The following is a 23,279-nucleotide window of genomic DNA, read 5'->3' on the forward strand; positions in this document are numbered from 1 at the left end:
GATGCTAGCACCGGCATTCAGGCATCGCATGTTGCGCTGCGGCTGAATGAATCCAAAGGCGACAGAAGTTGTCTGATTTCCTATGCAACTAATTGCATGGTTCGGGTCGCTGACGCTCACCAGACTGGTGCCAAGCCCAAAAGCGGCGCGAGAAGGTGTCCTGCGACATTCACGGTCGCAACGTGACCCTTATCACGCTTTTCGCACGCAGGGCAGGAAAGCGCACCGGAATCACTTTGTCTTCACGCAATCACAGCGTTTCATTCACACCGACGAAGTGAATGCGGTTCCTTTCCTGAAGTTCGATACCCCCAGGAGTTCCGTCATGAAGATTGCAGTTCGTCGTTCCCCCATCCAGCTTGCACCGTGCCTGCTGGCCACCGCGCTGTCACTCTGCACGGCAGTGCCCGCTTCCGCCGCACGCAACCTTGGCGGCGGTGCCAGCCATACGGTCGTCGCTGGCGATGCGAAGGAAGATTGGAATGTCTCGGGTGCGTCTACCCTCAACCTGGCTGCGGGTGCGACCGCCGGGATCGTCAGTATCGGTGCACAAAGTACGCTCAATGCTACCGATGCCCAGTTCTCAGGCAGCACGCTCGGCGAACTGATCAACATCTCCAATTCCACTGCCAGCTTTCTTCGCAGTAGCATCCGTAATGACACCCAATGGGGCCTCTCACTGGGTGCGGATCTGGGTAGCCCAAACGCACCCCACTCGATAGTAACGCTGGATGCCTCAGCCGTAGAGGGACTGGAGGCCGCCGTGCTGGTCAATGGCAACGGTCAGCTGACCGTCTCTGGTTCCACGCTGATCGGCAAGACCGACACCAGCCTGCCCAACGATCCGAATAACGGTGTCGGCCTGTGGGTAGAGGCAGGCGGCGCGGCGATCCAGAGCAACTCTTCCGTCCGTGGCGATCTGCACGGTGCTTACCTAGTTTCCACCCATATGCCCGGGTTCACCACGCAACCGTCAACGCTGGTCGTGAATGGTTCACGCCTGGAAGGCACGACGGGCAGCGCGATCTACGTGGGGCCCAGCTTCAGCAATGACACTGATGTGGACATCACGCTGCGTAACGGCGCCGAGCTGATCGCTGGCAACGGCGTACTGATCGACATCCAGCCCAACACCAGCACCCCGGCACTGAAGGTCCGCGCCGACGTGGATGCCAGCAACAGCCAATTGCGCGGCGACATCCGTGCCGGTGCCGGTGCCACCGGTTCGCTGGCACTGCGCGACAACGCATCGCTGGTCGGCGGCATGACCGGGGCAATCGACGTCGCGCTCAGCCAGGGCGGCCAATGGCAGCTCAACAAGAACAGCGATGTGGCCAACCTGGCCGTCGAAAACGGTGGCGTGGTCTCCCTCGGCGACGGCTCCGCCTTCCACACCCTCAACGTGGCCGGCAACTTCACCGGCAACGGCGGCACCCTGGCCTTCAACACCGTGCTGGCCGGCGACGATGCGGCCACCGACAAGCTGATCATCGGCGGCGACACCAGCGGTACAGCCAACGTGCGCGTCAACAACGTGGGCGGTGCCGGTGCGCAGACCAACCAGGGCATCAAGTTGATCCAGGTCGGCGGCGCGTCCAATGGCCAGTTCAACCTGACCGGCCGTGCCGTGGGTGGCCAGTACGAGTACTTCCTGCACAAGGGCACGGGTGCCGATGGCAACTGGTACCTGCGTTCGCAGCTGCCGACCCAGCCGGACCCGTGCGATGTGGACCCGACCCTGCCCGAGTGCAACCCGGACATTCCGGACCCGGTGCTGCGCCCGGAACCGGGTGCCTACCTGGCCAACCTTCAGGCCGCGCAGAACATGTTCCGCCTCGGCTACCACGATCGTCATGCCGGCCAGAACAGCGGCCGTGCCTGGGCACGCGTGGATGGTTCGCGCAATGGCTTCGATGCCATCAGCCGCCAGCTCGACATCCACGGCAACAGCCAGGCGCTGACCGTTGGCGCCGATCTGTGGCGTCACGAATCGGGCAGCAGTGCGGGCGTGATGCTGTCCAGTGGTAATGCCAGCAGCACCTCCACCAATGAACTGAGCGGCTACTACGCCCGCGGCAAGGTGAAGGGCGAGGCTCTGGGCATCTACGGCACCTGGCGTGGCGGCAACGGCGCCGACCCGTATGCGGGCTTCTATGTGGATGGTTCGCTGCAGCGTGCGCAGTTCCGCAACCGCGTGGAAGGCATTGGCCTGGCTGCCGAGCGCTACGACAGCCGGGCATGGCAGGGTGCGGTGGAAACCGGCTACGCGTTCCGCGTGGGCGGCGCCAGCAATGGCGGCATTTATCTGGAGCCGCAGCTGCAGGTGGGCTACAGCCGCTGGGACAGCAACCGCCACACCGAAGCCAACGGCACGGTAGTGGGCGCCGAGAACGCCAACGGCATGTTCGGCCGTGCGGGCCTGCGCCTGTCCGGCGTGACCCGCTGGGGCAACGGTGCCGCCGAGGTGCAGCCGTACCTTGCTGCCAACTGGCTGCATACCCGTGCCGAATCGCAGATCCGCATGGATGACGAGCGGGTGGATGCACGCATCCCGCGCAGCCGTGGCGAGTTCAGCGGCGGTGCCTCGGTGAAGTTCAGCAACGGCATCGGCGCCTGGGGCGGCCTGTCGCTGCAGCGAGCCAGTGGCTACCACCAGACCAGTGCGCAGGTGGGTGTCAGTTACAGCTGGTGACAAGACGTCTTCGGCCCGCCGCCAGTTCGATCGAGGGCTGATAACGGGGCGAGAGGTGTGGCCGTTGAACAGGCGTTCTCGGCCATTGCATGGAAGGCGCGACAGGGAGAGTCGCGCCTGACAGGTTTTTGTAGGAACCTGATGTGGTGAATGATGTGATCTTTCGATCCTGCCGGTTTGGCAGAGACAATCAATGGGCGTTCGCACCGTGACGTGTGCAGGATGGCGCCGCAGCGGGCATACCGCTGCCGGGATTGGAACCCCCGAAAAACAAAGAAGAGATTGCTCGACGTGATTACGGCGGGCGCTGCGTGTGGCCGTCAGGCCCTCCGGCTTTCTCTTTTTTGTCCGGGAGTTCCAAGCACGCATCGCCCGCCACCCTCGCGGTGGCCATCACACCCAGGGAGTTCCCGCATGATCCACGAACGTCCGCTCAGCCCGGCCATGGAGTCGCTGCTCCATCGCATCGAACAGGCCTTCAACAGCGCCGAGGGCATGGCCATCCTCATCGGCGAGCAGTATGGCCCGGAGCCGAAACCGCCCGCGCCGATGGGCTACAACCCGAAGCAGATCGCCACCGCGATGATCATGCTGAGCCAGCACGGGCGCTGCCTGCTGCAGGCGCTGCGTGAGGAAGCGGAGAAGGTGACGCTTCACTGACCCCGACGGGGGTGAGCCGGCACTTGCCCGACGCTCTGGGCCGCCCTACCCTGCGCCCAGACCAGGGAGACCCCGCATGGCCCGCCGCGCTGCACGATGGATCGCGATTGCAGGAATGATCGCCGCCGCCTCTGCCGTCCATGCCGATCCGCCCCCACCGCCACCCGCCGTTGCCCGCACTGCGCAGGACGACTACACCATCCTGCGCCTGCTGGTCACCGACGATCAGGGCCGCCTGTTGCTGGAACACAACCGCAGCGGCTGGATGACGCCCGCTGTGCGCGCCAACCGCAAGCAGAGCGTGCAGGAAGCATTGCGGCAGCTTGCAACGGAGCTTGGCCTGCAGGTGTCACCGTTCACGCTGGCGGCCCTCTACAGCTATCGTTTCAGCGAGGACCCACCCGACCCGACGCACGACGCGGTGTCGTTCCGCCAGCACTATCGCGCCACGCTGCGCAGTGGGCAGCCACCGGCCACGACGGCGGACAAACAGTACCGCTGGGTGAGCCGCGACGAAGCCGCGCATCTGATCGGAATGCAGGCGTTGCGCATGGAAACCCTGCAGGTGCTCGACCACCCCGAAACGCTGTGGGGTGGCGCTTTCGAGTTGTCGTTCAAGGGCGATGAGGCCACCGGCACCGAGCTGATCGAGCCGTTCTACCCGTTGCGCTAGCCTCGCGCGTAGCCGCGCTTAATCCGGCAGTGCCGCCTGCAGGGTTGCCAGGTCGGCACTGTCCAACGGCCGCACCACCCGTGCCACCTCGTGGCCGTCATGCAGCAGCACGGCGGTCGGCCACAGCTTCACCTTGAACGCACGGCCCAGCGGCTTGCCCTTGCCATCCTCGATTTTCCAATGCACCAGATCGTTGGCATCCACGAAGGCCTGCAGCGCCGCCTGTGCGGCTTGGCAGTGGCCGCACCACGGTGCGCCGAACTCCAGCAGTTGCCAGCCCGGCTGTGCTTCCACATCCGCATGGGCCGGCTCTACCGAGAGGTGATCACGCATGAACGGCATGTGCGTTACGCCGCCAGCGCCTTCTGGATATCGGCCAACGGTGCGTTGGTCAGATCCTTGGCGATATCACCCAGCAGGCGCGACTGAACTTCCTTGTGCAGCAGCGGCCGGATGCGGCCCAGCGTGGTCGGGTCGGCGACCAGCACCAGGTGCGCGTAGCGGTTGTTGAGGGCATCGTCGTTGAGCTGCTCGGCCACCTGCTTGGCGAAGGTGGCTTCATTGAGCTGCGAGATCGACATGTCCTTGGGCACCGCGCCGGCCGGCCCCTGCCCCGAGATGCCTTGTTCGCTGATGTCCTGCAGGCGCAGCTCACCTTCCTGCTTCAAGCTGAGCTGATGCTCGCTGCCAACGTTGGTGAACACCCGGGCAGAGCCGCCATCGGCGACGATGATGAGGGTGCCCTCGGGAATGCGACGGGTCATGCGATGTTCCTTGTGGATTGCGTTCACCTGCACCGTAGCCAGCCGTGCGTGAGCGGCGCGGCCACAGTTCGTTCAACGCATGTCATCGCCGACGCGCTGCAGATGAACAGGCGCGATGGAACACAGCGTGCAGCTCAGCCTGCTTCGCTGCATGCTCACGCCGATGCCGTTATGATGAACGGATGATCGACACGACCCACTACGTGACGGGCGCACCTGTTACGTGGGAAGCACTGCCGACCGGCGCTTCGCTTGCCACGCATGTTCCCGCCCAGCATTTCCATCGCCTCGCGCTGGACCCTGGCGGCTGACGCCCGCAGGCCCTTCTGCCTGCACTCCCCACGCTGATGTGACACCCGGCCGCTGACAGCGCTGCCGCGGTGATCCCGTTTCCGTGTTTCCGCCCCTGCGGCGGTGCCGTGCCGTGCGCGTGGCATCGCGCCCGCGCCTGTTACCGGAACACACCCCATCGCTCATTCCCCCACCTGACAGGGAGCCTCCATGCAGGACACCCCCGATTCACATGCTCATTTCGGCTGGTTCAAACGCCGCCGCCACCTGAAGGTCGATGAGATCACCGTTGTCGACAAGCCCATGCTCAAGCGCGCCGTCGGCGCCGCTGCACTGGGCAATGCCATGGAGTGGTTCGATTTCGGTGTGTACGGCTATCTGGCCGTCACCATCGGCCAGGTGTTCTTCCCCTCCAGCAATCCCACCGCACAGGTGATCGCGGCCTTCGCCACCTTCACCGTGGCATTCCTGGTGCGGCCGCTGGGCGGCCTGGTGTTCGGCCCGTTGGGCGATCGTTACGGCCGCCAGAAAGTGCTGGCGTTCACCATGATCCTGATGGCGCTGGGTACCTTTGCCATCGGCCTGATTCCCTCCTACGAGCGCATCGGCATCTGGGCGCCGGTGCTGTTGCTGCTGGCGCGCGTGGTGCAGGGCTTTTCCACCGGCGGTGAATATGGCGGTGCAGCCACCTTCATCGCCGAGTACTCCACCGACCGCAACCGTGGCCTGATGGGCAGCTGGCTGGAGTTCGGCACGCTGGGCGGCTACATCGCCGGCGCCGGCACCGTCACCGCACTGCACATGCTGTTGAGCAGCGAGCAGATGCTGGACTGGGGCTGGCGCATTCCGTTCCTGGTGGCCGGCCCGCTGGGCCTGCTCGGCCTGTATATGCGCATGAAGCTGGAGGAAACCCCTGCGTTCCGCGCCTTCGCCGAGGAAGCGGAGAAGCGCGAACATGACCGGCCCGGGCTGGGCGCGTTGTTCCAGGTGCACGGCCGCCAGCTGCTGGTGTGCATGGGCCTGGTGCTGGTGTTCAACGTCACCGACTACATGCTGCTGACCTACATGCCCAGCTACCTCAGCGTCACCATGGGCTATGCCGAGAGCAAGGGCCTGCTGCTGATCATCATCGTGATGCTGGTGATGATGCCGCTGAACATCGTCGGCGGATTGTTCAGTGACAAGCTGGGCCGCCGCCCGATGATCATCGGTGCGTGCATCGCGCTGCTGGTGCTGGCGGTGCCGTGCCTGCTGCTGGTTGGCAGCGGCAACGACTGGATGATCTTCCTGGGCCTGATGCTGCTGGGCCTGGCGCTGGTGTGCTTCACCAGTTCGATGCCGTCCACGCTGCCGGCGCTGTTCTATACCCCCGTGCGCTACAGCGCGCTGTCGATCGCCTTCAACGTGTCGGTGTCGCTGTTCGGTGGCACCACGCCGCTGGTGACCGCGTGGCTGGTGGAGCGTACCGGCGATCCGCTGGTGCCGGCCTACTACCTGATGGGCGCGGCGGTGATCGGCCTGGTGACCATGCTGTTCGTGAAGGAAACCGCCGGCCTGCCGCTGCGCGGTTCACCGCCGGCCGTGGGCAGCGACAAGGAAGCGGCCGCGCTGTTGAAGAGCGACGCGCCGGTGACCGTGGACCCGAGCTTGCCGCCGTTGCCCGACGTTGCGGAGCCCGAGCAGGGGAAGCCGGCCTGAGGCCCAGCGCGAAACGCGATCCACGAATAACGTGGATCTACGGTGTGGCGTTCAATTCCATCGCGCGCATCACGATGGGCTTGGCCCAGTCCGGGGTGTGCAGCAGTTCGGCCACCGACACCGGGTATTGCAGCTGGCCCTGCGCCATTGCCAGCACCGGCAGCGGTTCGACACAGCCCTCGGCATCGGCCGGGGCGCTGTTGTCGTAGACATGCAGTTCGGCCAGGTGCGGCAGCAGGTCCAGCAGGTTCTCGCGCGCGGAATCAAAACGCGCGCGGATCTTCTCGACCGGAATGTCGTGACCACCAGCAGCCACCCGCGCGGCCACGCGGGCGATGTGCAGCTCGACGTTGGCCAGGCCACAGAACCAGATCGCGACGTGGTGCCGTTCGCAGGCCTCGCGCAGCAGGCGCGGAATGGTGTTGCCGCCCAGCGTGGTCTCGAAAGCGAAGTCGGTGCCGTCGGCCATCGCCTGGCGCAGGCGACGGGTGCCTTCCTGCCAGGCTTCGGCGTTGGCCTCGGGCAACGGCCAGCCAGCTTCCACCAGGCGCCGGGTGAACGAATCCGGGTTGAACCAGCTCAGCCCTTCGGCCTCCAGCCAGGTGCCCAGCAGCGAACTCTTGCCGGCGCCATTGACGCCGGCCAGCACCAGGATCCGCCCCATCGGTCAGAGCGGACGGCCGAGGGTGACCTTGCGGCCGCGACGGATCGGCTGGCCCAGCACCTTGCCCAGCCCCTCGCCGCGCTGCAGGCCGGCCAGGGTCTGGTCGAACTCGCTGCGCAGGCGCATCAGCTGTTCGCTGCGTTCACCGGCATCACCGCCGGCCGCCTTGGCCAGCAGTTCCTGGTAGGTACGGATGTCCACGATCACCGCTTCGGGGTGGTTGTGGTTGGTGATGACCAGCGCCTGCTTCTCGCGCACGGTGCGCATCAGGCTCGGCCAACCGCGGGTCTTCACCGACGAGGCCGGTGCCTTTTCAAGGCCGGGCAGATCCAGCGGCAGGGTCATGGCACAGCTCCGGGTAGAGGTGGACTATGGCCACTATACCCAATTTGGCCAAATTGGGGATAAACCGGGTTTCACCGGGCCGGCCCGGGCTGCGGCGCATCGGTCTGCAGCAGGCTGTCGCGCTCGCGCAGCGGGAACCGGATCCAGGCATCCAGCCCCTGTGGGCTGAAGCGCAGCTCGCCAGTCCCGGCCAGTTCATACGGCACGCGCTGCTCGATCAGGGTACGGCCCAGGCCGCGCTGCCGGGGCAGCGCCCAGCCCTCTACTTCGGCATGGCGCTCGCACCAGTGCAGGCCCAGCCAGGGGTGTTCATCCTGTACCTGAAGATGCCAGGACACCTCGACGCGGCCGCTGTCATGGCTCAGCGCACCATGCCGGAGTGCATTGGTGGCCAGCTCATGGATGGCCAGCGACAGCACTTCGGCCGCCTTGGGCGGCAGCAGCACATCCTCGCCCTGCAGGCAGTAGGCGGCCATCGACGGCGTCTCCGCCGCGATTTCCTCGTTGAGCATGCCGCGCAGGCAGACCCCGGCGTTGGCGCCGCGGGTCAGCAGGCTCTGGGTACGCGCCAGCGACATCAGGCGCCCGCACAGGCGCTCGGCATATTCATCCACGCTGCCGACCGACGCGCGGGTGCGCCAGGCAAGGGCGTGGATGGTCGACATGATGTTGCGCACCCGGTGTTGCAGTTCGGCCAGCAGCACCGACTGGCGCTCGGTGGCGCGCTTGAGGTCGTCGATGTCCACGGCAATGGCGAACACGCCGCTGACCTCGCCATCGGCATCGCGCAACGGCGCAGCGGCAACCCGCGTCCAGCGCGCGCGCCCATCGTCATGCAGGTACTGGAACTCCAGCCCCGGCACCACGGTTTCACCGCGCATCGCCCTGGCAATGGCGAAATCATTGGGCCCGATCGCGCTGCCGTCGGCGTGCCAGCCCCGCCAGCGGTGCTGGTTGTCTGCATCGGCCGAGGGCACCTTGCCGGTAGGCAGATAGGCGCGCATCTGGTCGTTGGACAACAGCATGCGACCGTCCAGATCGACAATGCACAACCCCACCGGCAACATCCTGAAGGCCAGCTCGAGGCGACGCTCGCTCTCGCGCCGACGCAGTTCTTCGCGCTCGCGTGCGGCCTGTGCCAGATGCGCGGCGGTGGTCTCGAACATGGTCACCAGCACGCCGTTGATGCGCCCTTGCTCGCCGCGGATCGGGCTGTAGGTGATGGTGAACCAGACATCCTCCAGGCGGCCGTGCCTGGCCAACGGATACAGCTTGTCCTCGAAGGTGAGGGTTTCGCCCTGCCAGACCCGGGTATAGAGCGGCCCATTGATGTGCCAGACCTCGGGCCAGCACTCGCGGGTCGGCTGGCCGAGCCCGGCCGGATGCCTGTCGGCGAGGATCTCGGCATAGCCGTCGTTGTAGAGCTGCACCAGCTGCTCGCCCCACAGCACGATCATCGGGAAGCCGTGGGCCAGCATCAGGTCCACCGTGGCGCGCAGGTGCGGCGGCCAGCGGTCCATCCCGCCAAGGGGCGTGGACGCCCAGTCATGGCGGGCAATGCGCGCAGCCATCCCATCGAGTCGGGCGTGCAGTCGCAGCGCCGGCGGCATGCCGGCCTGCCGGTCGGCGGTGTGGAAACCTTCGATACGGCGCCCCATACAGCCCGGTCAGGCGATGCCCGCAGACGCCTGCGGTGCAGCGACAAGCCCGGCCAGCTGCTGGACCAGGGCTTCGATGTGATAGGGCTTGGTGCAGCGCGGGGCCGTGGCGAAACGGCTCGGCAGGTTGTCGTCGTAACCGGAGGTGAGCAGGAACGGCGTCCCTGCCTCCGCCAGGCGATCGGCCAATGGATAGACCTGTTCGCCGCCGAGATTGATGTCGAGCAATGCGACGTCGATCGGATGGGTGTCGACCAGCTGCCCCAATGCCTGCAGGTCACCGGCAGGGCCGATCACCTGTGCGCCCTTCAGTTCCAGGTAGTCGACCAGGAACATCGCGATGGCGAATTCATCTTCCGCCACCAGCACGCGCAGCCCTTTCAGGCCCTCTGGTTTGTTACCGGCTTCCAGCACGCCCTGCACTCCTCGATGCACGCGACCCGCCTGCGGTCGCAACGAGGGCAGGATGCGCGATCCGGCCTACAAGAGCACGTGACGATCGATGAAGAGCGGAGACTGCCGGCCTCTATCTCAGAACGCGCGCTCCCACTTCAGGCTGAGCAGGCTGCGGTCGTGGCTGTACAGCCAGCCGACATTGCTGTCGATGCGCGCGTAACGCAGGCTCAGGCTGGGCACCAGCCCGGCGACCGCCAGCCGTTCGCTGCGCACAATGGCGATGAGGTTCTGTTCGCTGTCCTCGCGCCGCGCCTCCAGCAACGGGCTCCAGGCATCGTAGTCACGCTCGCGCAATGAAACGAACACGGTGGCGGTGGTACCCGGCCACTGGCGCGCGGCCCCCAGGCGCAGGCCTCGCTGGCGGTACCCGTTGGCCGGATTGGCGGCACGGCTGTCACTCAGGTCCAGTCCGGCAAAGAGGGTCCAGCGCGGGTTGAGCGCACGGAACCAGGTGGCATACACCGCAGCCAACTCACCGTCGTAATTGCTGGCCAGGCCACGCTGGCGATAGCGCTGGCGCTTCCAGTCAGCCTCCAGCTTGAGCAGGCTGCGCGCGTCCAGCGCATATTGCCATTCGCCGTGCAGCCCGCTGCCGCCCTGCAGAGCTCGATTGCCCAGGCCCTGGTAGTCATAGCTCGGCGCGATCTGCAGGGTATGCCGGGCGCTGCGCCAGCTGTAGCCGGCCTGCACACTCGCATTGAGCTCGTTGTAGGCGCTGTGCCCGCGCCATGCCTGGCCGAACGCAAGCCCGCGCACATAGACGCCATGATGACCGGCCAGCGCCCAGCGACGTTCCAGGTTGCCGTCGTAGTCCAGGCCCATCGCGCGTTGGGCATCGGGAAGATTGCGCTGGATGATGCAGGTCTCGCCCATGCCGAACAGGCAGGTGCGGCTGGCCGAGCTTCGGTTGATGTTGTCGCTCCATGCCGGGCCGGCGGCCAGCGCTCCTTTCCAGCGCTGGCGCGCCTGCAGCGCAGCCAGGTAGGCGTCCACCCGTCCGCGCACACCTGCGGTGGCGGGGTCGTCGGCATTGATGCCACCAGCGATGGCCGTGAACAACGCCACGGCATCGCGGTCGCGCTGATCTTCGGCATAGACCCGCGCCAGTTCGAGGCGGGCCGGCAGGAAATCCGGTTGTGCCTGCAGCAGCGCCTCGTATTCGTTGGCCGCGCGGCGGTGGTTGCCGGCTACCCGCGCCAGGCCGCCCTGCGCGTAGTGGCGCAGCAACGGGTCGTGGCCGGGCAGTTCGATGTATTCATCCAGGAAGCGTTGCGCGGCGCCCCATTGCTGATGCTGCAGCGACAGGTACAGCGCCTGGCCCAGATCGTCGACGGTGCGCTCCACGCGCAGGGTCTGGCCGTCGATGGTGATGGTCGGCCGCTCCGACTCGGCCTGCCGCAGGCGCTGCTGGTCCTGCTGCTGGTGGCGCAGTTCGCTGCCCTGCTCAAGCACGCGACGAAGGTCATCCTGCTGGGCGCGCACATCGGCAGCGGCCAGCAACAGGATCACAAGGAAGATGGGATGGCGCATGGTCGATCCGTGGTGGTGCATGCAGCGGGCCGAAGCAGGGACTGGCGGATCGCGGCTTGTCCCTGCCCTGCCCCGTCAGGGGCGTGGCAATCAGTTCTTGCTGCCGCCGAAGGCGGTGTCGTACTGGCTGTTGCCGGCGAAGGTGGCGATGCCGGCCAGGGTGGCGGCGTTGGCGCCGAAGAACTGGCCCTGGGTGGTGCCGTTGACGCTGCCATTGACGTTGGCCGAACCGGCGAACGATGCGTCGGCACTGTTGATGTTGGCAACGATGGCCAGGTTCAGGCCATTGCCGGACAGTGCACCGTCCAGGGTGCCGGCACCGAAGTCGGCATCGAACGTGCCGCTCAGCAGGTTGCTGCCGTTGAACTTGTTCAGACCAGCCACGGTGTAGGACGCCACACCGGCGGGCAGCGTGGTGCCGGCGCGGTCACCGACGAAGTAGACCTGGCGGTTGTTGAAGCCACCGGCGGCGCCATCCTTGGACCATTCACCAAACCAGACATCGCCACTGCCGACCTTGACGAAGTTGAAGTGGCCCATGCCGGCGTGGCTGCCCGGTGCGCCGGTGATCGGCATGGCCAGGGTACGTACCGTCACGCCATTGACGGTGGTGGGTGCCGAGTAAGCGCTCAGGCCCTGGAAGTCCACCGGCTTGGCCTGGGACACGGTGCCGACACCGATACCGGCCTTGCCAGCGCGGTGCGGGCCGCCATTGACCTGCGATTCGCCCACCGCCACGTACAGCTCGGCATCGGTCTTGGCGCTGGCGGCACCGACGATATCGGCAGCATGCGCGGCACCGGCCAGAGCCAGCGAGGCGGCAACGGCGAGAACCGAACGGGAGATCATTTTCATGGTATTGCTCCTTGATTGAGGGAACTACGGGTACAACGCTTGAAAGTGGGAGATCAGAAGCGCGCGGTGACGCCGAGCTTCAGGGTGCGGCCCGGCGCCGGCAGCGTGGACCGTGTGGCCGGATCGACGTAGTAGCGGTTGCCGAGGTTGCTGCCGACCAGTTCGACGCTGGCATGCTCGTTGAAGCGCCAGCGCGCATAGGCATCGACGGTGGTGATGTTTCCCCAGGTGAACGGCACGTTCTGCCAGAGCAGGCCGCTGCCGCCGCTCAGCAGGCGGTCACGGTAGGCCTGCAGGTCAGGGTTCTCGTGGCGCTGGTAGTGCACGATGCGGCTGCCCAGTTCCAGGCGCTCATCGAACAGGCGCGTGCCCAGCGACCAGTTGATCGACAGCTTGGGAATGGCCTGGGTCAGCAGGTAGCCACCGACGAAGCCGTCCTGCACGCAGTTCGGCACCAGGCCGCGGTTCGCGTCCAGCAGCACCGCCGTGCTCTCGTCACACACTTCGTTTTCCAGCGTGCGGGTGATGCCCAGATCGGTGAAGAAGCGCCGGTTGTCGAAGCGCGCCTGCAGCTCGATGCCGCGGATGGTCTGCTTGTCGATGTTGTCGAACAGGAAGTTGCCGTCGCGCTCGATCACGTCCCGGGTCTTGTGCACGTAGTAGGCCAGCTTGACGTCGGCATCGGCGGTGTTGCCGAACAGGGCCGACAGGTTGTGCACGTAGCCGATCTCGTAGTTGTAGGCGTGCTCGGGCTTGAGCGCGTACAGCGGATTGAGGCTGCCGGAAAAGGCGATGGTGCTTTCGAACATGCTCGGGAACCGCACTGCTTCGCTGTAACGCACGTAGGCGCGCGCGGCCGGAGACAGGTGAGCCGTGGCCGAGAAGGTCGGCAGCCAGGCATGGTCGCGCCGGCGGCTGTTGCGCCCATCCACCGGCCGCGACTGTACGCTGTTGCCGATGTTGCAGACCTGGTCGCTGCCGGCAAACACCGGCTGCACGCCGGGAATGGCCGCCACTTCGCCATTGAGGCAGGGGTTGCCTGCGCGCGTGTAGTTGCCATCGGCATCGGGCAGCCAGGGCCGGGTATGTTGCACCGGGCGCGGGGTCTCATACGGCGCCAGCAGGTTGCGGATGCTCTGGTCGATGAACCAGCCCATGCCCCGCTTTTCCCAGACGGCGCGGCGCGCTTCCAGTGCATCGATGCGTGACTGCAGGTCTGCCGGACGGGGCAGCAACTCGTTCACGGTGTACTGCGCTTCCTTGCCACCTACGCCCTTGGTCAGCAGCTCGGGGTGCGCCTCGAGGAAATCATCGAAGGCCCAGTAGCGGCTGTAACGCACGCCTGCGTTGAGGGTGAGGAAGTCCACCGGACGCCACTCCAGGGTGAGGTAGCCTTCGCCCTCCTGGCGGCGCCCGGCACGCGGGAACATGCGCCAGCCATCGGTGGTACCGAAATACGGATCGGTCGAGCCGAGCTTCTCGTACTGCCAGTTGCCGCCCACGGTCAGGTCCAGGGTCGAATGCAGTGCGAAACGGTTGCTCAGGATCAGGCCGGTGCGGTCGTTGCGCGCGTTGGCCAGCGCGGTGTTGCGCAGGATCGGGCTGGCGTCCGGGTTCCATGCCGGGTTGCCCACCGCGAAGTTGGGAAAGCCACCGGCGGTGTAGGTGTCGCTTTCCGTTTCCGTGCGCCACAGGTTGGCGTACAGGTCCAGCCAACGACTGCCGGCTGGCTGGAAGCGGTACTCCAGGTTCCAGGCATCCGAATCGACGCGGCTGAGCGGCCACTGGATGCGCCCATAGTCCGGCGCGGACAGGATCCGCGACGGCATGATCTCGCCGTAGTGCGACAGCGTGCGCCGCCAGGTGGCCTTCAACTGCTGGTCGTCGTTGATCTGCCAGCTGCCCTTGACCAGCCACGATTCCTGCTCGCTGGAGGTGTTGGGCACTTCATCGCCCGGCTTGAAGTAGCGCGCCAGCGTGGTGATGTAGTCGATGCCCTGGTATTCGTACTTCTCGCGCGGGTCCTGGTCGTAGTAGCCGCTGCCCTTGCTGCCGGAGAAGTAGTTGCCGCGCTTGCGCCAGGCGTAGGCGGCCATCAGGTCGACGTTGTCGCCACGCACGCCCAGCGCCAGGCGCCAGGCCTGGTCCTCGCCATCGAAGGGGTTGTTGCCACTGCGCGACTTCACCGGCACCACCAGGGTGCGGTCGTCATAGGGCGAGTTCGGCGAGCCCTGCGGGAAGCCGGGTACCGTGCGGTAGTCCTCGCCGGTATGCAGCCGCGGCAGGCGCGGCGCCACCGCATTGCTGCTGCCTTCGATCTTCAGCTCCCCGCCAAAGCGCTCACCGGCCGCAACAATGTCGTCAACATCGATGGTCTTGATCACCAGCGCGCCACCGATCCCGCTGTGCACATCGCGCACCAGCCCTGGCCCCTTGATGACCTGGATGCCACCAATCAGGTTGGGATCGATGTAGTTGCGGTTGCTGACGCCGTTGTAGCCGCGCCAGACGGTCAACGCCTGTTCGCCCCCGTCGATGCTGACCGGCACCCGCCCCGGCCCCTGGATGCCGCGGATGTTGATGTCCAGCGCGCCACTGTTGCGCGCATCGCCACTGAACACGCCGACCAGATCCTTGACCACGTCGGCCGGGTTGGAGCCGCGGTAGCGTTCCACCCGGTCGCGCCCCGAATACCCCGTGGTCAGGTCCAGCGCGAACACATCATCGTAGCCGCGCCGATCGCGGGCCTCGCCCCCTTCCGACTGCAGGCGACCGGCCACGTCCAGTGTCTCGGTCACCCGCACCCCTTCCCCCTCACCCGCCTCCGCCGCGGCACGCAGGCTCCAGGTGCCGTCCATGCCGCGTTGTGCGCGCACCCCGCTGCCGCGCAGCAGCTGCTGCAGGGCCTGCATCTGGCTGTACTCGCCACTCACCGCACTGGAACGACGGCCTTCCACCAGGTCACTGCGGAACACCACCTGGGCATCGGCCTGGCGGCCGAACGCACGCACGGCATCGGCCAGCGGCTGCTCGGGAATGGCGTACTGGCGCAGCGGCGCGACGACCGCCGGTTGCGCCTGCGCGGTCGGCACCCCGGCCAACGGCAGCAGTACGGTGGAGATGGCCAGGGCCAGGACGGTGGCGCGACGGTGACAGGCGGATGCCGTGGACGGCATGGACAGGAACTCCTCAAGCGGGGCGGAACCGCCGGCACATCCGGTGCCGGTGGCATGTCTGGCTTGAGGAAAAACGGTGTTTCGCTCTGGCTATACCTCTATAGACAGCCGCATGCGGCGACTGCCCACGGTTTTTTCATGTTTTTTTCATGTGGCCGATCCAACGCTGCGCCAACCGGGCTTCACCAGACCACCAGCGCCCCGCCGGGCAGGCGCTGCACGCGCAACCCGGCCTGTGCAGCCACCGCATCGATGCCCGTTTCCGGGTGCTGCAGGTGGAACAGGCCGCTGACCCGCACGCGGGCACCCTGCCCGCCCAGCACCCAGACCGGTGCACGGCGGTAGCGCCCCAGATCGGCAATGGCCTGTGCCGCCGGCAGATCGTCGATCACCACTTCACCGCGCCGCCACGGCGCTACGCCATCGGGACCTACCTGCTGCAGCGGTTGCAGCCAGCGCCCGTCACGGAACACACGTGCCTGCCCCGCATGCAGGCGCTGCACGCTGCCATCGCCCGGGCGCACATCGACCACGCCCTCGCTGACCTGGGTGGTGACCGTGCTGTCCTGCATCGACACGCTGAACGCGGTGCCGATGTCATGCACCTTGCCACCCGCCGCCTCGACCTGGAACGGCCGGGCCTCGTGTGCCACCTGGAACCAGGCCTGGCCGCGCAGCAGGCGCAGGTGCCGTTGCTGGCCATTGAACTCGATGGCCAGCGCGGTACCGGCATCCAGCACGGCAGTGCTGCCATCTTCCAGCTGCACCACGCGCGGCGCATCGCTGCTGCGCAGGTCGCTGCGCGCCAGCAGCATTGCGTGCGGTGCGGCGGCAACCATCAACACCACGGCAGCGGCCGAGGCCAGCAGCCACGGCAGGCGGCGGCGCGGCGCCAGCGGCCGCAGCCCTTCGCGATCGGCGGTCAGCCCGGGCAGCGCGGCCAGCACCTCGGGCCCGGCGGCATCCAGCCCCTGCCAGAAGGCCTGCTGCTGGCGCCAGGCCAGTGCATGGCACGGATCGGCCTGCAGCCAGCGCTGCAGGGTTCGTTGCTGGCGTTCGGGCAGCGGGCCTGCACTGCACCGGATCACCCAGCGCAACGCCTGCCTGGCCTGACGCGGCGAGGGTTCGGACGTGGTCATGGTTGTGGCCTGCCGCACCGCGAACGGGTGCGCTTTCCTGTTGTGACAACGGCGGGCGCGATCTGCCCACGGCAATCGCCGTTCATCGCCGTGCTCCCTGCTGGTGCTGCTGGATCAGCAGCGCCGCGCGCAGTACGTGCTTGCCGACCAGGCTCTTGGAAATTCCCAGGCGCGTGGCGATCTCGCGCTCGCTCAGGCCCAGGTAGCGGTTGAGCACGAAGCACTCGCGCACCTGCCCGGGCAGCGCCAGAATGGTCTGGGTGATCTCACGCAGCTGTGCCTGGTCCAGCGCCTGCGCCTCGCCATCGTGGCCGGCCCCGGCCATGTCGGCGGCGTACTCGGCCATCGCGCGCCGTTCGCGGGCATCGGCCTGGCTGCGGTTGAGCGCGTGGTGATAGGCCATCCGGTACAGATAGCCACGCGGCTCCAGGATGGGCGGATCGCCGGGCACGCTGCTGGCCTTCAGGTACAGGTTCTGCAGGGTGTCCTCGGTACTGGCCGGGTCGAGGTAGCGCGCGATGAAGCGAGACAACGCACGGCGCTCGCGGATCAACAGCTCGACCAGCGCCAGGGCATTGGGAGACATAGGTGCCAAGGCCGGACCGGGGAATGATGGGCGTGATGGCGACGGTCCGGAGGTGAATTGTGGGCTGCGTGGCCGCAGGCGGCAAGCGAAGGCCGGTCGCGCGGCACCAGGATCATCCACGCATGGCGTGGATCTACCAGGCGGCGGATCCAGTGGATCCACGCCATGCGTGGATGCGGAGCCTACGGTTCATCCAACGCCTCGAAACGCTCGGCGAGGTAATCGAGCAGCGCCCGCACGGCCGGCAGCAGTCCGCGCCGCGACGGGAACACGGCGTGCACGATGCCGTGCTTCGGCACCCACTCGGGCAACACCGGCACCAGCGCACCACGGGCCAGCTCCTCGCTGATCATCATCCGCGGCAGCATCAACACCCCCACCCCTGCAACCGCGGCGGCGCGCAGCGCGATCATGTCATCGCTGACCAGGCGCGGGCGATGGTGCACGCTGGCCTGCACACCGCCGGGCCCGGTGTACTCCCAGACGTGCTGCTGGCTGGGCGATGCCAGATCGACGCTCGGCATCGTCGCCAGGTCGGCCGGCACCTGCGGCGTGCCGAGCTGATCCAGCAGCGCCGGGCTGGCACTGGTGCACCAGGCGCGGCGCGCCAGCACGCGCACCACCAGGTCGCTGTCCTCCAGCGGCGGCGGCCGCACCCGTATCGCCACGTCCACGCCCTCGCCCACCACGTCCACGCGGCGGTTGGTGGCCTCCAGCTGCACCGTCACCTGCGGGTGCAGGGCCAGGAAGTCGGCCAGCATCGGGCCGATGCGCGCGTGCAGGATCGCGATCGGACACGCCAGGCGTACCGTGCCGCGCGGCTCGGCACGGGACAGTGCGATCGCCTCTTCAGCGGCCTCGGCCTCGACCAGCATCGCCTTGCAATGGCGATAGTAGTCCTGCCCGACCTCGGTGACCGAGAAGCGCCGCGTCGAACGCTGGATCAGCCGCACGCCCAGACGTTCCTCCAGCAGCGCGATGCGCCGGCTCAGTTTCGACTTGGGCATCGCCAGCGCCCGGCCGGCCTGCGAGAAGCCGCCGTGCTCGACCACCATGGCGAAGTAGAACAGGTCGTTGAGATCGCAGCGGCGGATATCGGCAATGAACACGGGGCGAATTCCTGCGCGCAAGGCTTGGGTCCATTGTTCACCAGATAGGACTATGACGGCAAATAGTGGCGTCTACCGGCCTCATTGTCTCGGCGATATCGTCTCACGCAACGAAGAACAGCGGCCGGCAGCCCCGGCCAGGAGGTCGCCATGAAGCATGTCACCGGTACCTACAGCGCGCCCCGCCAGCACTGGGTGGGCGACGGATTCCCCGCCCGCTCGATGTTTTCCTACAACACGCACGGCCAGCACCTGAGCCCGTTCCTACTGCTGGACTACGCTGGCCCGTACAGCTTTGCGCCCAGCGACACCCCGCGTGGCGTCGGCCAGCATCCGCATCGCGGTTTCGAGACGGTCACCATCGTCTATGAGGGCGAAGTCGCCCATCGCGATTCAACCGGGGCCGGCGGCACCATCGGCCCGGGCGACGTGCAGTGGATGACCGCTGCCTCGGGCATCCTCCACGAGGAATTCCATACGCCGGAATTCAGCCGGCGCGGTGGCACGCTGGACATGGTGCAGCTGTGGGTGAACCTGCCGGCCCGGGACAAGATGGGCGCGCCAGGCTACCAGACCCTGCGCGACGCAGGGATTCCCTCGGTGGACCTGCCTGAGGGCGCTGGCCGCGTGCGGGTCATCGCGGGCACCTTCGACGGCCACGCCGGCCCAGCGCGCACCCACACGCCGATGGATGTCTGGGACATCCGCCTGCGCCAGGGCCACCACGCCGAACTGCCGGTGGCCGATGGCCGCACGCTGGCGCTGGTGGTGCTGAAGGGCTCGGTGCGGATCAACGGCGGCCCGCCGGTCGGCGAGGCACAGCTGGTCACCTTCGACCGCACTGGCACGGACGTGTTCGTCGATGCCGACAGCGACGCCACGCTGCTGCTGCTCAGCGGCGAACCGATCGACGAGCCGGTGGTGGGCTATGGCCCGTTCGTGATGAACAGCCAGGCCGAGATCGCGCAGGCGGTCAACGACTTCAACAGCGGCCGCTTCGGCCAGATCGCGCAGTGAGCGCTTCAACGCGGCGGGCCCCGGCCCGCCGCCATCAACGGGCCAACATCGGCCCTTCCCCCACAGGAGACTGACCATGAGCACCCCCGCCAACTTCAACGGCGCCCGCCCGGTGATCGATCCGGACAACGCCGCGATGCTGCTGATCGACCACCAGAGCGGCCTGTTCCAGACCATCGCAGACATGCCGTTCAGCACCGTGCGCGCCCACGCCACTGCACTGGCGAAGATGGCCACACTGGCCGGGATGCCGGTGATCACCACCGCCTCGGTGCCGCAGGGCCCGAATGGCCCGCTGATCCCGGAGATCCACGACGCGGCCCCGCATGCGCAGTACGTGGCGCGCAAGGGTGAGATCAACGCCTGGGACAATCCCGAATTCGTTGCCGCAGTGAAGGCCACTGGCCGCAAACAGCTGATCATCGCCGGCACCATCACCAGCGTGTGCATGGCGTTCCCGTCGATCGCCGCCGTCGCCGACGGCTACCAGGTGTTCGCGGTGATCGATGCCTCGGGCACCTATTCGAAGATGGCCGAGGAGATCACCCTGGCGCGCGTGGTGCAGGCCGGCGTGGTGCCGATGGACACCGCCGCGGTGGCCTCGGAGATCCAGCGCAGCTGGAACCGCGATGATGCGCAGCAGTGGGCCGAGGTCTACACGAAGATCTTCCCGAACTACCAGCTGCTGATCGAGAGCTACCTGAAGGCGCAGGACGTGCAGAAGCACCACGAGCCGCTGGATTCGCAGCGCAGCTGAGCGCGCAAGGCGGTAGAGTGCAACGCGTCGGGCATGGCCCGGCGCTACAGAGGAGATCCCCATGGCCTACGCACGCATTGTTTCAACCGGCGGCAACTACCTGCACCACATCAGCAATGGCAGCTTCGATGTCGATGCGGACGAGCCCGCAACGCTGGGCGGCCAGGGCAAGGGCTTCGCTCCGTTCGACCTGTACCTGGCCTCGCTGGCGGCCTGCACCGCCATCACCCTGCGCATGTACGCGCAGCGCAAGGGCTGGGAGCGGGGTGAGTTCCATGCCGAACTACGCTCCGAGCGTGACGAGGATGGACGCTTCCACGTGCACCGCGTACTGCATGCCAGCGCGGAGCTGAGCGATGCACAGTGGCAGCGGTTGCTGGAGGTAGTGGAGAAGACCCCGGTGACCCTGGTGATGCGCGAGGGTGCACGCATCACCAGTGAGCGCGGGGGTGCGGCGTAACCCCATCCACGCGTGGCGTGGATCCACTTCAGCGCCGTGAATGCAGCACGGTGCGCTGGCGCATGGCGTTGAACTCCTGCTCCACCTGCTGGATGTCCTCGGCCTGGAAACCGGCCGCATCCAGCAGCTGGTCGGCAGCCGCCGCCGCCAGCGGATCGTCATCGCGCTGGCGCCAGCAGCGCGCCGGCAGGAAGTAGCCCACTTCGCTGCGCCCGCGCATGATCACCACCGGCCGGCCGGCATACAGCAGGAACTCCGCCAGATGCTGGCGCAGCCCTTCCACCGATACATAGGCCGGCCCGATACCCAGCACCTGGCTGGACGGTTCAGGACTTTCAAACAGCTTGCGACGGCTCATCCACTCCTCCTTTGGTGCAACGCGTGGTCTCCTTTCCTTAGACGGGCGCATCGCTGCGCCCCCGCCACGCCCGGCGTGATCTGCATCACGCGATCCGGCTAGAAGCCGGTATTGAACTCCAGCTGGAACACGTCAATCGACAGCGGCGCACCGGACACTTCCTTGGCCGCCATCCACTTGCCGCTGATCCAGCTGCGCGCATCCAGCGCGTAGGCACCGCCCACGTAGTAGCCGCGGGCATTGGTGCCACCCAGGTGGAAGTTGGGGTCGTTGTAGGCATCCGGCAGCGCATCGGCCTCGATGTGCTTGTAGCCCAGCAGTGCCTGCCACTGGCCCTTCTCCCTCAGCTCGGTGGCACCGAAGGTGGCCTGCACCATCCATGCGGTATCCCCACTGCGGAAGGTGTTGATGCTGGCGGTGCCGCCCGCGTCGTAGTTGTTGACGATGCCATTGTTGGCACGGCTGAACATCGCCTGCTTGTCGTAGGCCAGGTTGCGGATGTAGTCACCGTCCAGGCGCAGGCCGATGCCCTGCGCCAGCTGCGTATCCCAGCGCAGGTTCAGCGTGGCCAGGCGGAACGCCGAGGCCAGGCCGACGTACTGCGGGGTGGGCGTGTTGGCCGGGTCCAGCGGATTGCGCGCGATGTCGCGGATCAGCATCAGGGTGTTGCCCTTCTGCATGAAGGCCGGGCGCGACCAGTCGGTATCGCAGCCCACCGCACCTGCATACAGCGCGCATGGCGAAGACAGGCGGCCGCTGATGTTCTTGAAGTCGTAGTAGCCCAGCGCCGCGCGCAGCGCGTTGTCATCGCTGAAGCGCCAGTTCACGCCCACCTGCGCACCGGACAACCACTTGTTCTCGTTCGGGGTCTTGACCCGGCTCTGGCTGGGTGAACTGTCGGAGGTGTACTCCAGCGGCACCACCGCCAGGTTGCCGAACAGGTCGATGTCACCGCCGTCGAAGTCGTACTTAAGGTTGGCGGCCAGGCCGTCGAAGTTCAGGTCGTTGGAGAACAGCGTATCGCTGGTCCAGAACGGATTGCCGAAGCGGCCACCACGCACCGTCACCCAGTCCGCCGGGCTGTAGGCCAGCCAGGCCTGGTCCAGCCACACTTCCTTCTTGCTCAGGCCACCGCCCAGCTGTTCGGTGGTCGACACCGGGCCATTGCTGCTGCCGCTGGCCAGGCGCACGCCGGCGGTGGTGTGCTGGCCGATGGTCGCTTCGATGCCCAGGCGGGCACGGATGCGCCACAGGTTGCGGCGGTCCTGGCGGCTGTTCAACAGCGGCGGCAGCTGCAGGTTGGTGTTGGTGTTGGTATCGAAGCCATTGCCGGAATTGATCGCCGGCCAGTTGCTCACGATGTCGCTGTTGCGCTCGGAATAGAAGCGCGATTCGCTGCGCACGCGCATGTCACCGGTGACCTTGATGCGCTTGGTCCATTCGGCCACTTCGTTCGGCGCCGCCCAGCCTTCCGACTTCGCTTGCGCCATCACATCCTGGCGCACCTCGTCACGGATGCCGTCGCGCACGCTCTGCGGCACGTAAGGCACGCGCACATCGCCGGCTTCCAGGGCCACGCCGCCGCTGGCAGGCGCGCTACCGCTGGCGGCGGTGCGTTGGGCGGCGGCCGCCTCGGCTTCGGCCTGCACCAGCAGCGCCTGGCCGTCTTCGGGTTTCAGCGCGCCGCTGGCGATCAGGCCCTTGATCAGCTTGACCATGGTGGTTTCTGCGGCCATCGCACCGGCCGGGGCCGCCAGGCTGAGCAGCACGGCGCAGCACAGCAGCGCCCGTCGGGCCGGCCGCGGGCGGCGGGAGTCGGTTCGTGCGCGGTCGTGGTCGTTCATCACGGTTCTCATCGAAAGAGTGGAAATCACGGAAGTCGGGAATCAGGCCCCGGGCCGGCGGCCCTGGATCAGGACGCGGGCGGGGAAATCGAGCGACGGCGGCGGTGCCTGGTCGACCCTGCCGATGCGACGCAGCGCATCGAGCACGGCCGCATCGGCCTCCTCGTTGCCACTGCCACGCACCAGCTCGACCTTCTCCAGGCGGCCATCGGCGGCCAGCCACACATTCACCTGCAGCTGGAACGCCAGGCGCTTGACTTTGTCGTCGCGCGCGATCGCCTGCTGCATCAGGTAGCCGAGGTAGCGGCCGTAGGTGGCATTGCCGGCCCCGCCACGGCCGACGCCGGACGCACCACCGCCTGTGCCGGACTGGATACCGAAGTTGTCACCGCCGGCCTGTGCATCGGCATTCATCGTTACCGGGTCGGCGTTGTCCGGGGTCGGCGTCGGTTCTTCCGCCGGGGTCGGCTGATCCAGCGGCTCCGGCTCGGGTACCGTCTCTTCCGGCGTTTCCGGCTCAGGCGGCTTTTCCGGCGGTGGCGGGGGC

23 protein-coding genes are annotated in these 23,279 nt (G+C 66.9%); 8 read left to right on the top strand and 15 right to left on the bottom strand.

Annotated features, from left to right (window positions below; translation table 11 throughout):
- The first annotated feature begins 325 nt into the window (after positions 1 to 325).
- From O0J73_RS03320 to O0J73_RS03330, 3 genes are all read left to right on the top strand, one after another.
- Positions 326 to 2,692, top strand: coding sequence for an autotransporter outer membrane beta-barrel domain-containing protein (locus tag O0J73_RS03320; RefSeq protein ID WP_308307991.1), 2,367 nt, complete (start codon positions 326 to 328; stop codon positions 2,690 to 2,692).
- 414 nt (positions 2,693 to 3,106) lie between these two features.
- Positions 3,107 to 3,352, top strand: a complete 246-nt coding sequence (locus O0J73_RS03325) for a hypothetical protein (RefSeq protein ID WP_008267939.1) — start codon at positions 3,107 to 3,109, stop codon at positions 3,350 to 3,352.
- A 76-nt stretch (positions 3,353 to 3,428) separates the two neighbouring features.
- Positions 3,429 to 4,025, top strand: coding sequence for an NUDIX hydrolase (locus tag O0J73_RS03330; protein ID WP_308307992.1), 597 nt, complete (start codon positions 3,429 to 3,431; stop codon positions 4,023 to 4,025).
- Positions 4,026 to 4,043: 18 nt separating this feature from the next.
- On the opposite strand, the gene O0J73_RS03335 is transcribed toward O0J73_RS03330, so the two are convergent.
- Complete coding sequence (locus tag O0J73_RS03335; RefSeq protein ID WP_308307993.1) at positions 4,044 to 4,367, bottom strand: thioredoxin family protein; 324 nt, start codon at positions 4,365 to 4,367, stop codon at positions 4,044 to 4,046.
- Positions 4,368 to 4,372: 5 nt separating this feature from the next.
- The gene (locus O0J73_RS03340; RefSeq protein WP_006448593.1) at positions 4,373 to 4,789 is read right to left on the bottom strand and encodes a host attachment family protein; all 417 of its coding nucleotides are present in this window, start codon (positions 4,787 to 4,789) and stop codon (positions 4,373 to 4,375) included.
- Positions 4,790 to 4,971: 182 nt separating this feature from the next.
- On the opposite strand from O0J73_RS03340, the gene O0J73_RS03345 reads away from it, so the two are divergent.
- Both O0J73_RS03345 and proP read left to right on the top strand, forming a co-directional pair.
- Entirely contained in the window at positions 4,972 to 5,100 is a 129-nt protein-coding gene (locus tag O0J73_RS03345) for a hypothetical protein (protein WP_258010884.1), read from the top strand.
- Between the two features lie 190 nt (positions 5,101 to 5,290).
- Positions 5,291 to 6,778 carry a glycine betaine/L-proline transporter ProP gene (gene proP, locus O0J73_RS03350; RefSeq protein ID WP_006448595.1) on the top strand — a complete coding sequence of 496 codons (1,488 nt, stop codon included), beginning with the start codon at positions 5,291 to 5,293 and terminating at the stop codon, positions 6,776 to 6,778.
- A gap of 37 nt (positions 6,779 to 6,815) precedes the next feature.
- Here proP and O0J73_RS03355 read toward each other — a convergent pair whose 3' ends face one another.
- The 10 genes from O0J73_RS03355 to O0J73_RS03400 all read right to left on the bottom strand — a co-directional run bounded on the left by O0J73_RS03355 (position 6,816) and on the right by O0J73_RS03400 (position 18,296).
- Positions 6,816 to 7,442, bottom strand: coding sequence for an AAA family ATPase (locus O0J73_RS03355; RefSeq protein ID WP_006448597.1), 627 nt, complete (start codon positions 7,440 to 7,442; stop codon positions 6,816 to 6,818).
- 3 nt (positions 7,443 to 7,445) lie between these two features.
- A complete protein-coding gene (locus tag O0J73_RS03360; protein ID WP_006448599.1) occupies positions 7,446 to 7,787 on the bottom strand; it encodes a type II toxin-antitoxin system prevent-host-death family antitoxin in 342 nt (113 codons plus the stop codon).
- Positions 7,788 to 7,858: 71 nt separating this feature from the next.
- The gene (locus O0J73_RS03365) at positions 7,859 to 9,445 is read right to left on the bottom strand and encodes a PAS domain-containing protein (RefSeq protein ID WP_308307994.1); all 1,587 of its coding nucleotides are present in this window, start codon (positions 9,443 to 9,445) and stop codon (positions 7,859 to 7,861) included.
- Positions 9,446 to 9,454: 9 nt separating this feature from the next.
- On the bottom strand, positions 9,455 to 9,859 hold the full coding sequence (locus O0J73_RS03370) for a response regulator (RefSeq protein WP_006448602.1): 405 nt from the start codon (positions 9,857 to 9,859) through the stop codon (positions 9,455 to 9,457).
- A gap of 117 nt (positions 9,860 to 9,976) precedes the next feature.
- On the bottom strand, positions 9,977 to 11,431 hold the full coding sequence (locus O0J73_RS03375; RefSeq protein WP_308307995.1) for a porin family protein: 1,455 nt from the start codon (positions 11,429 to 11,431) through the stop codon (positions 9,977 to 9,979).
- A gap of 90 nt (positions 11,432 to 11,521) precedes the next feature.
- Positions 11,522 to 12,286 carry a Slam-dependent surface lipoprotein gene (locus O0J73_RS03380; protein WP_006448604.1) on the bottom strand — a complete coding sequence of 255 codons (765 nt, stop codon included), beginning with the start codon at positions 12,284 to 12,286 and terminating at the stop codon, positions 11,522 to 11,524.
- Between the two features lie 53 nt (positions 12,287 to 12,339).
- Entirely contained in the window at positions 12,340 to 15,462 is a 3,123-nt protein-coding gene (locus tag O0J73_RS03385; protein ID WP_308307996.1) for a TonB-dependent receptor, read from the bottom strand.
- 182 nt (positions 15,463 to 15,644) lie between these two features.
- Complete coding sequence (locus O0J73_RS03390; RefSeq protein ID WP_308307997.1) at positions 15,645 to 16,601, bottom strand: FecR domain-containing protein; 957 nt, start codon at positions 16,599 to 16,601, stop codon at positions 15,645 to 15,647.
- Between the two features lie 82 nt (positions 16,602 to 16,683).
- A complete protein-coding gene (locus O0J73_RS03395; protein WP_006448626.1) occupies positions 16,684 to 17,187 on the bottom strand; it encodes an RNA polymerase sigma factor in 504 nt (167 codons plus the stop codon).
- A gap of 182 nt (positions 17,188 to 17,369) precedes the next feature.
- Positions 17,370 to 18,296 carry a LysR family transcriptional regulator gene (locus O0J73_RS03400; protein WP_006448628.1) on the bottom strand — a complete coding sequence of 309 codons (927 nt, stop codon included), beginning with the start codon at positions 18,294 to 18,296 and terminating at the stop codon, positions 17,370 to 17,372.
- Between the two features lie 150 nt (positions 18,297 to 18,446).
- Between O0J73_RS03400 and O0J73_RS03405 the strand changes: the two genes are divergently transcribed.
- From O0J73_RS03405 to O0J73_RS03415, 3 genes are all read left to right on the top strand, one after another.
- Positions 18,447 to 19,313, top strand: coding sequence for a pirin family protein (locus O0J73_RS03405; protein ID WP_308307998.1), 867 nt, complete (start codon positions 18,447 to 18,449; stop codon positions 19,311 to 19,313).
- 76 nt (positions 19,314 to 19,389) lie between these two features.
- On the top strand, positions 19,390 to 20,070 hold the full coding sequence (locus O0J73_RS03410; RefSeq protein ID WP_308307999.1) for a hydrolase: 681 nt from the start codon (positions 19,390 to 19,392) through the stop codon (positions 20,068 to 20,070).
- Between the two features lie 61 nt (positions 20,071 to 20,131).
- Positions 20,132 to 20,530 (top strand): OsmC family protein, encoded by a 399-nt coding sequence (locus O0J73_RS03415; protein ID WP_308308000.1) that lies wholly within the window; start codon positions 20,132 to 20,134, stop codon positions 20,528 to 20,530.
- A gap of 28 nt (positions 20,531 to 20,558) precedes the next feature.
- On the opposite strand, the gene O0J73_RS03420 is transcribed toward O0J73_RS03415, so the two are convergent.
- From O0J73_RS03420 to O0J73_RS03430, 3 genes are all read right to left on the bottom strand, one after another.
- On the bottom strand, positions 20,559 to 20,888 hold the full coding sequence (locus O0J73_RS03420; RefSeq protein ID WP_008264586.1) for a hypothetical protein: 330 nt from the start codon (positions 20,886 to 20,888) through the stop codon (positions 20,559 to 20,561).
- A gap of 98 nt (positions 20,889 to 20,986) precedes the next feature.
- Positions 20,987 to 22,732, bottom strand: a complete 1,746-nt coding sequence (locus O0J73_RS03425; protein ID WP_308308001.1) for a putative porin — start codon at positions 22,730 to 22,732, stop codon at positions 20,987 to 20,989.
- 42 nt (positions 22,733 to 22,774) lie between these two features.
- The coding region (locus O0J73_RS03430) for a TonB family protein (RefSeq protein ID WP_308308002.1) at positions 22,775 to 23,279 on the bottom strand (505 nt) is incomplete at its 5' end.

Origin of the sequence: Stenotrophomonas sp. Sm6012 (genome assembly GCF_030985895.1) — a bacterium.
In the GTDB taxonomy this organism is placed as follows: domain Bacteria; phylum Pseudomonadota; class Gammaproteobacteria; order Xanthomonadales; family Xanthomonadaceae; genus Stenotrophomonas; species Stenotrophomonas forensis.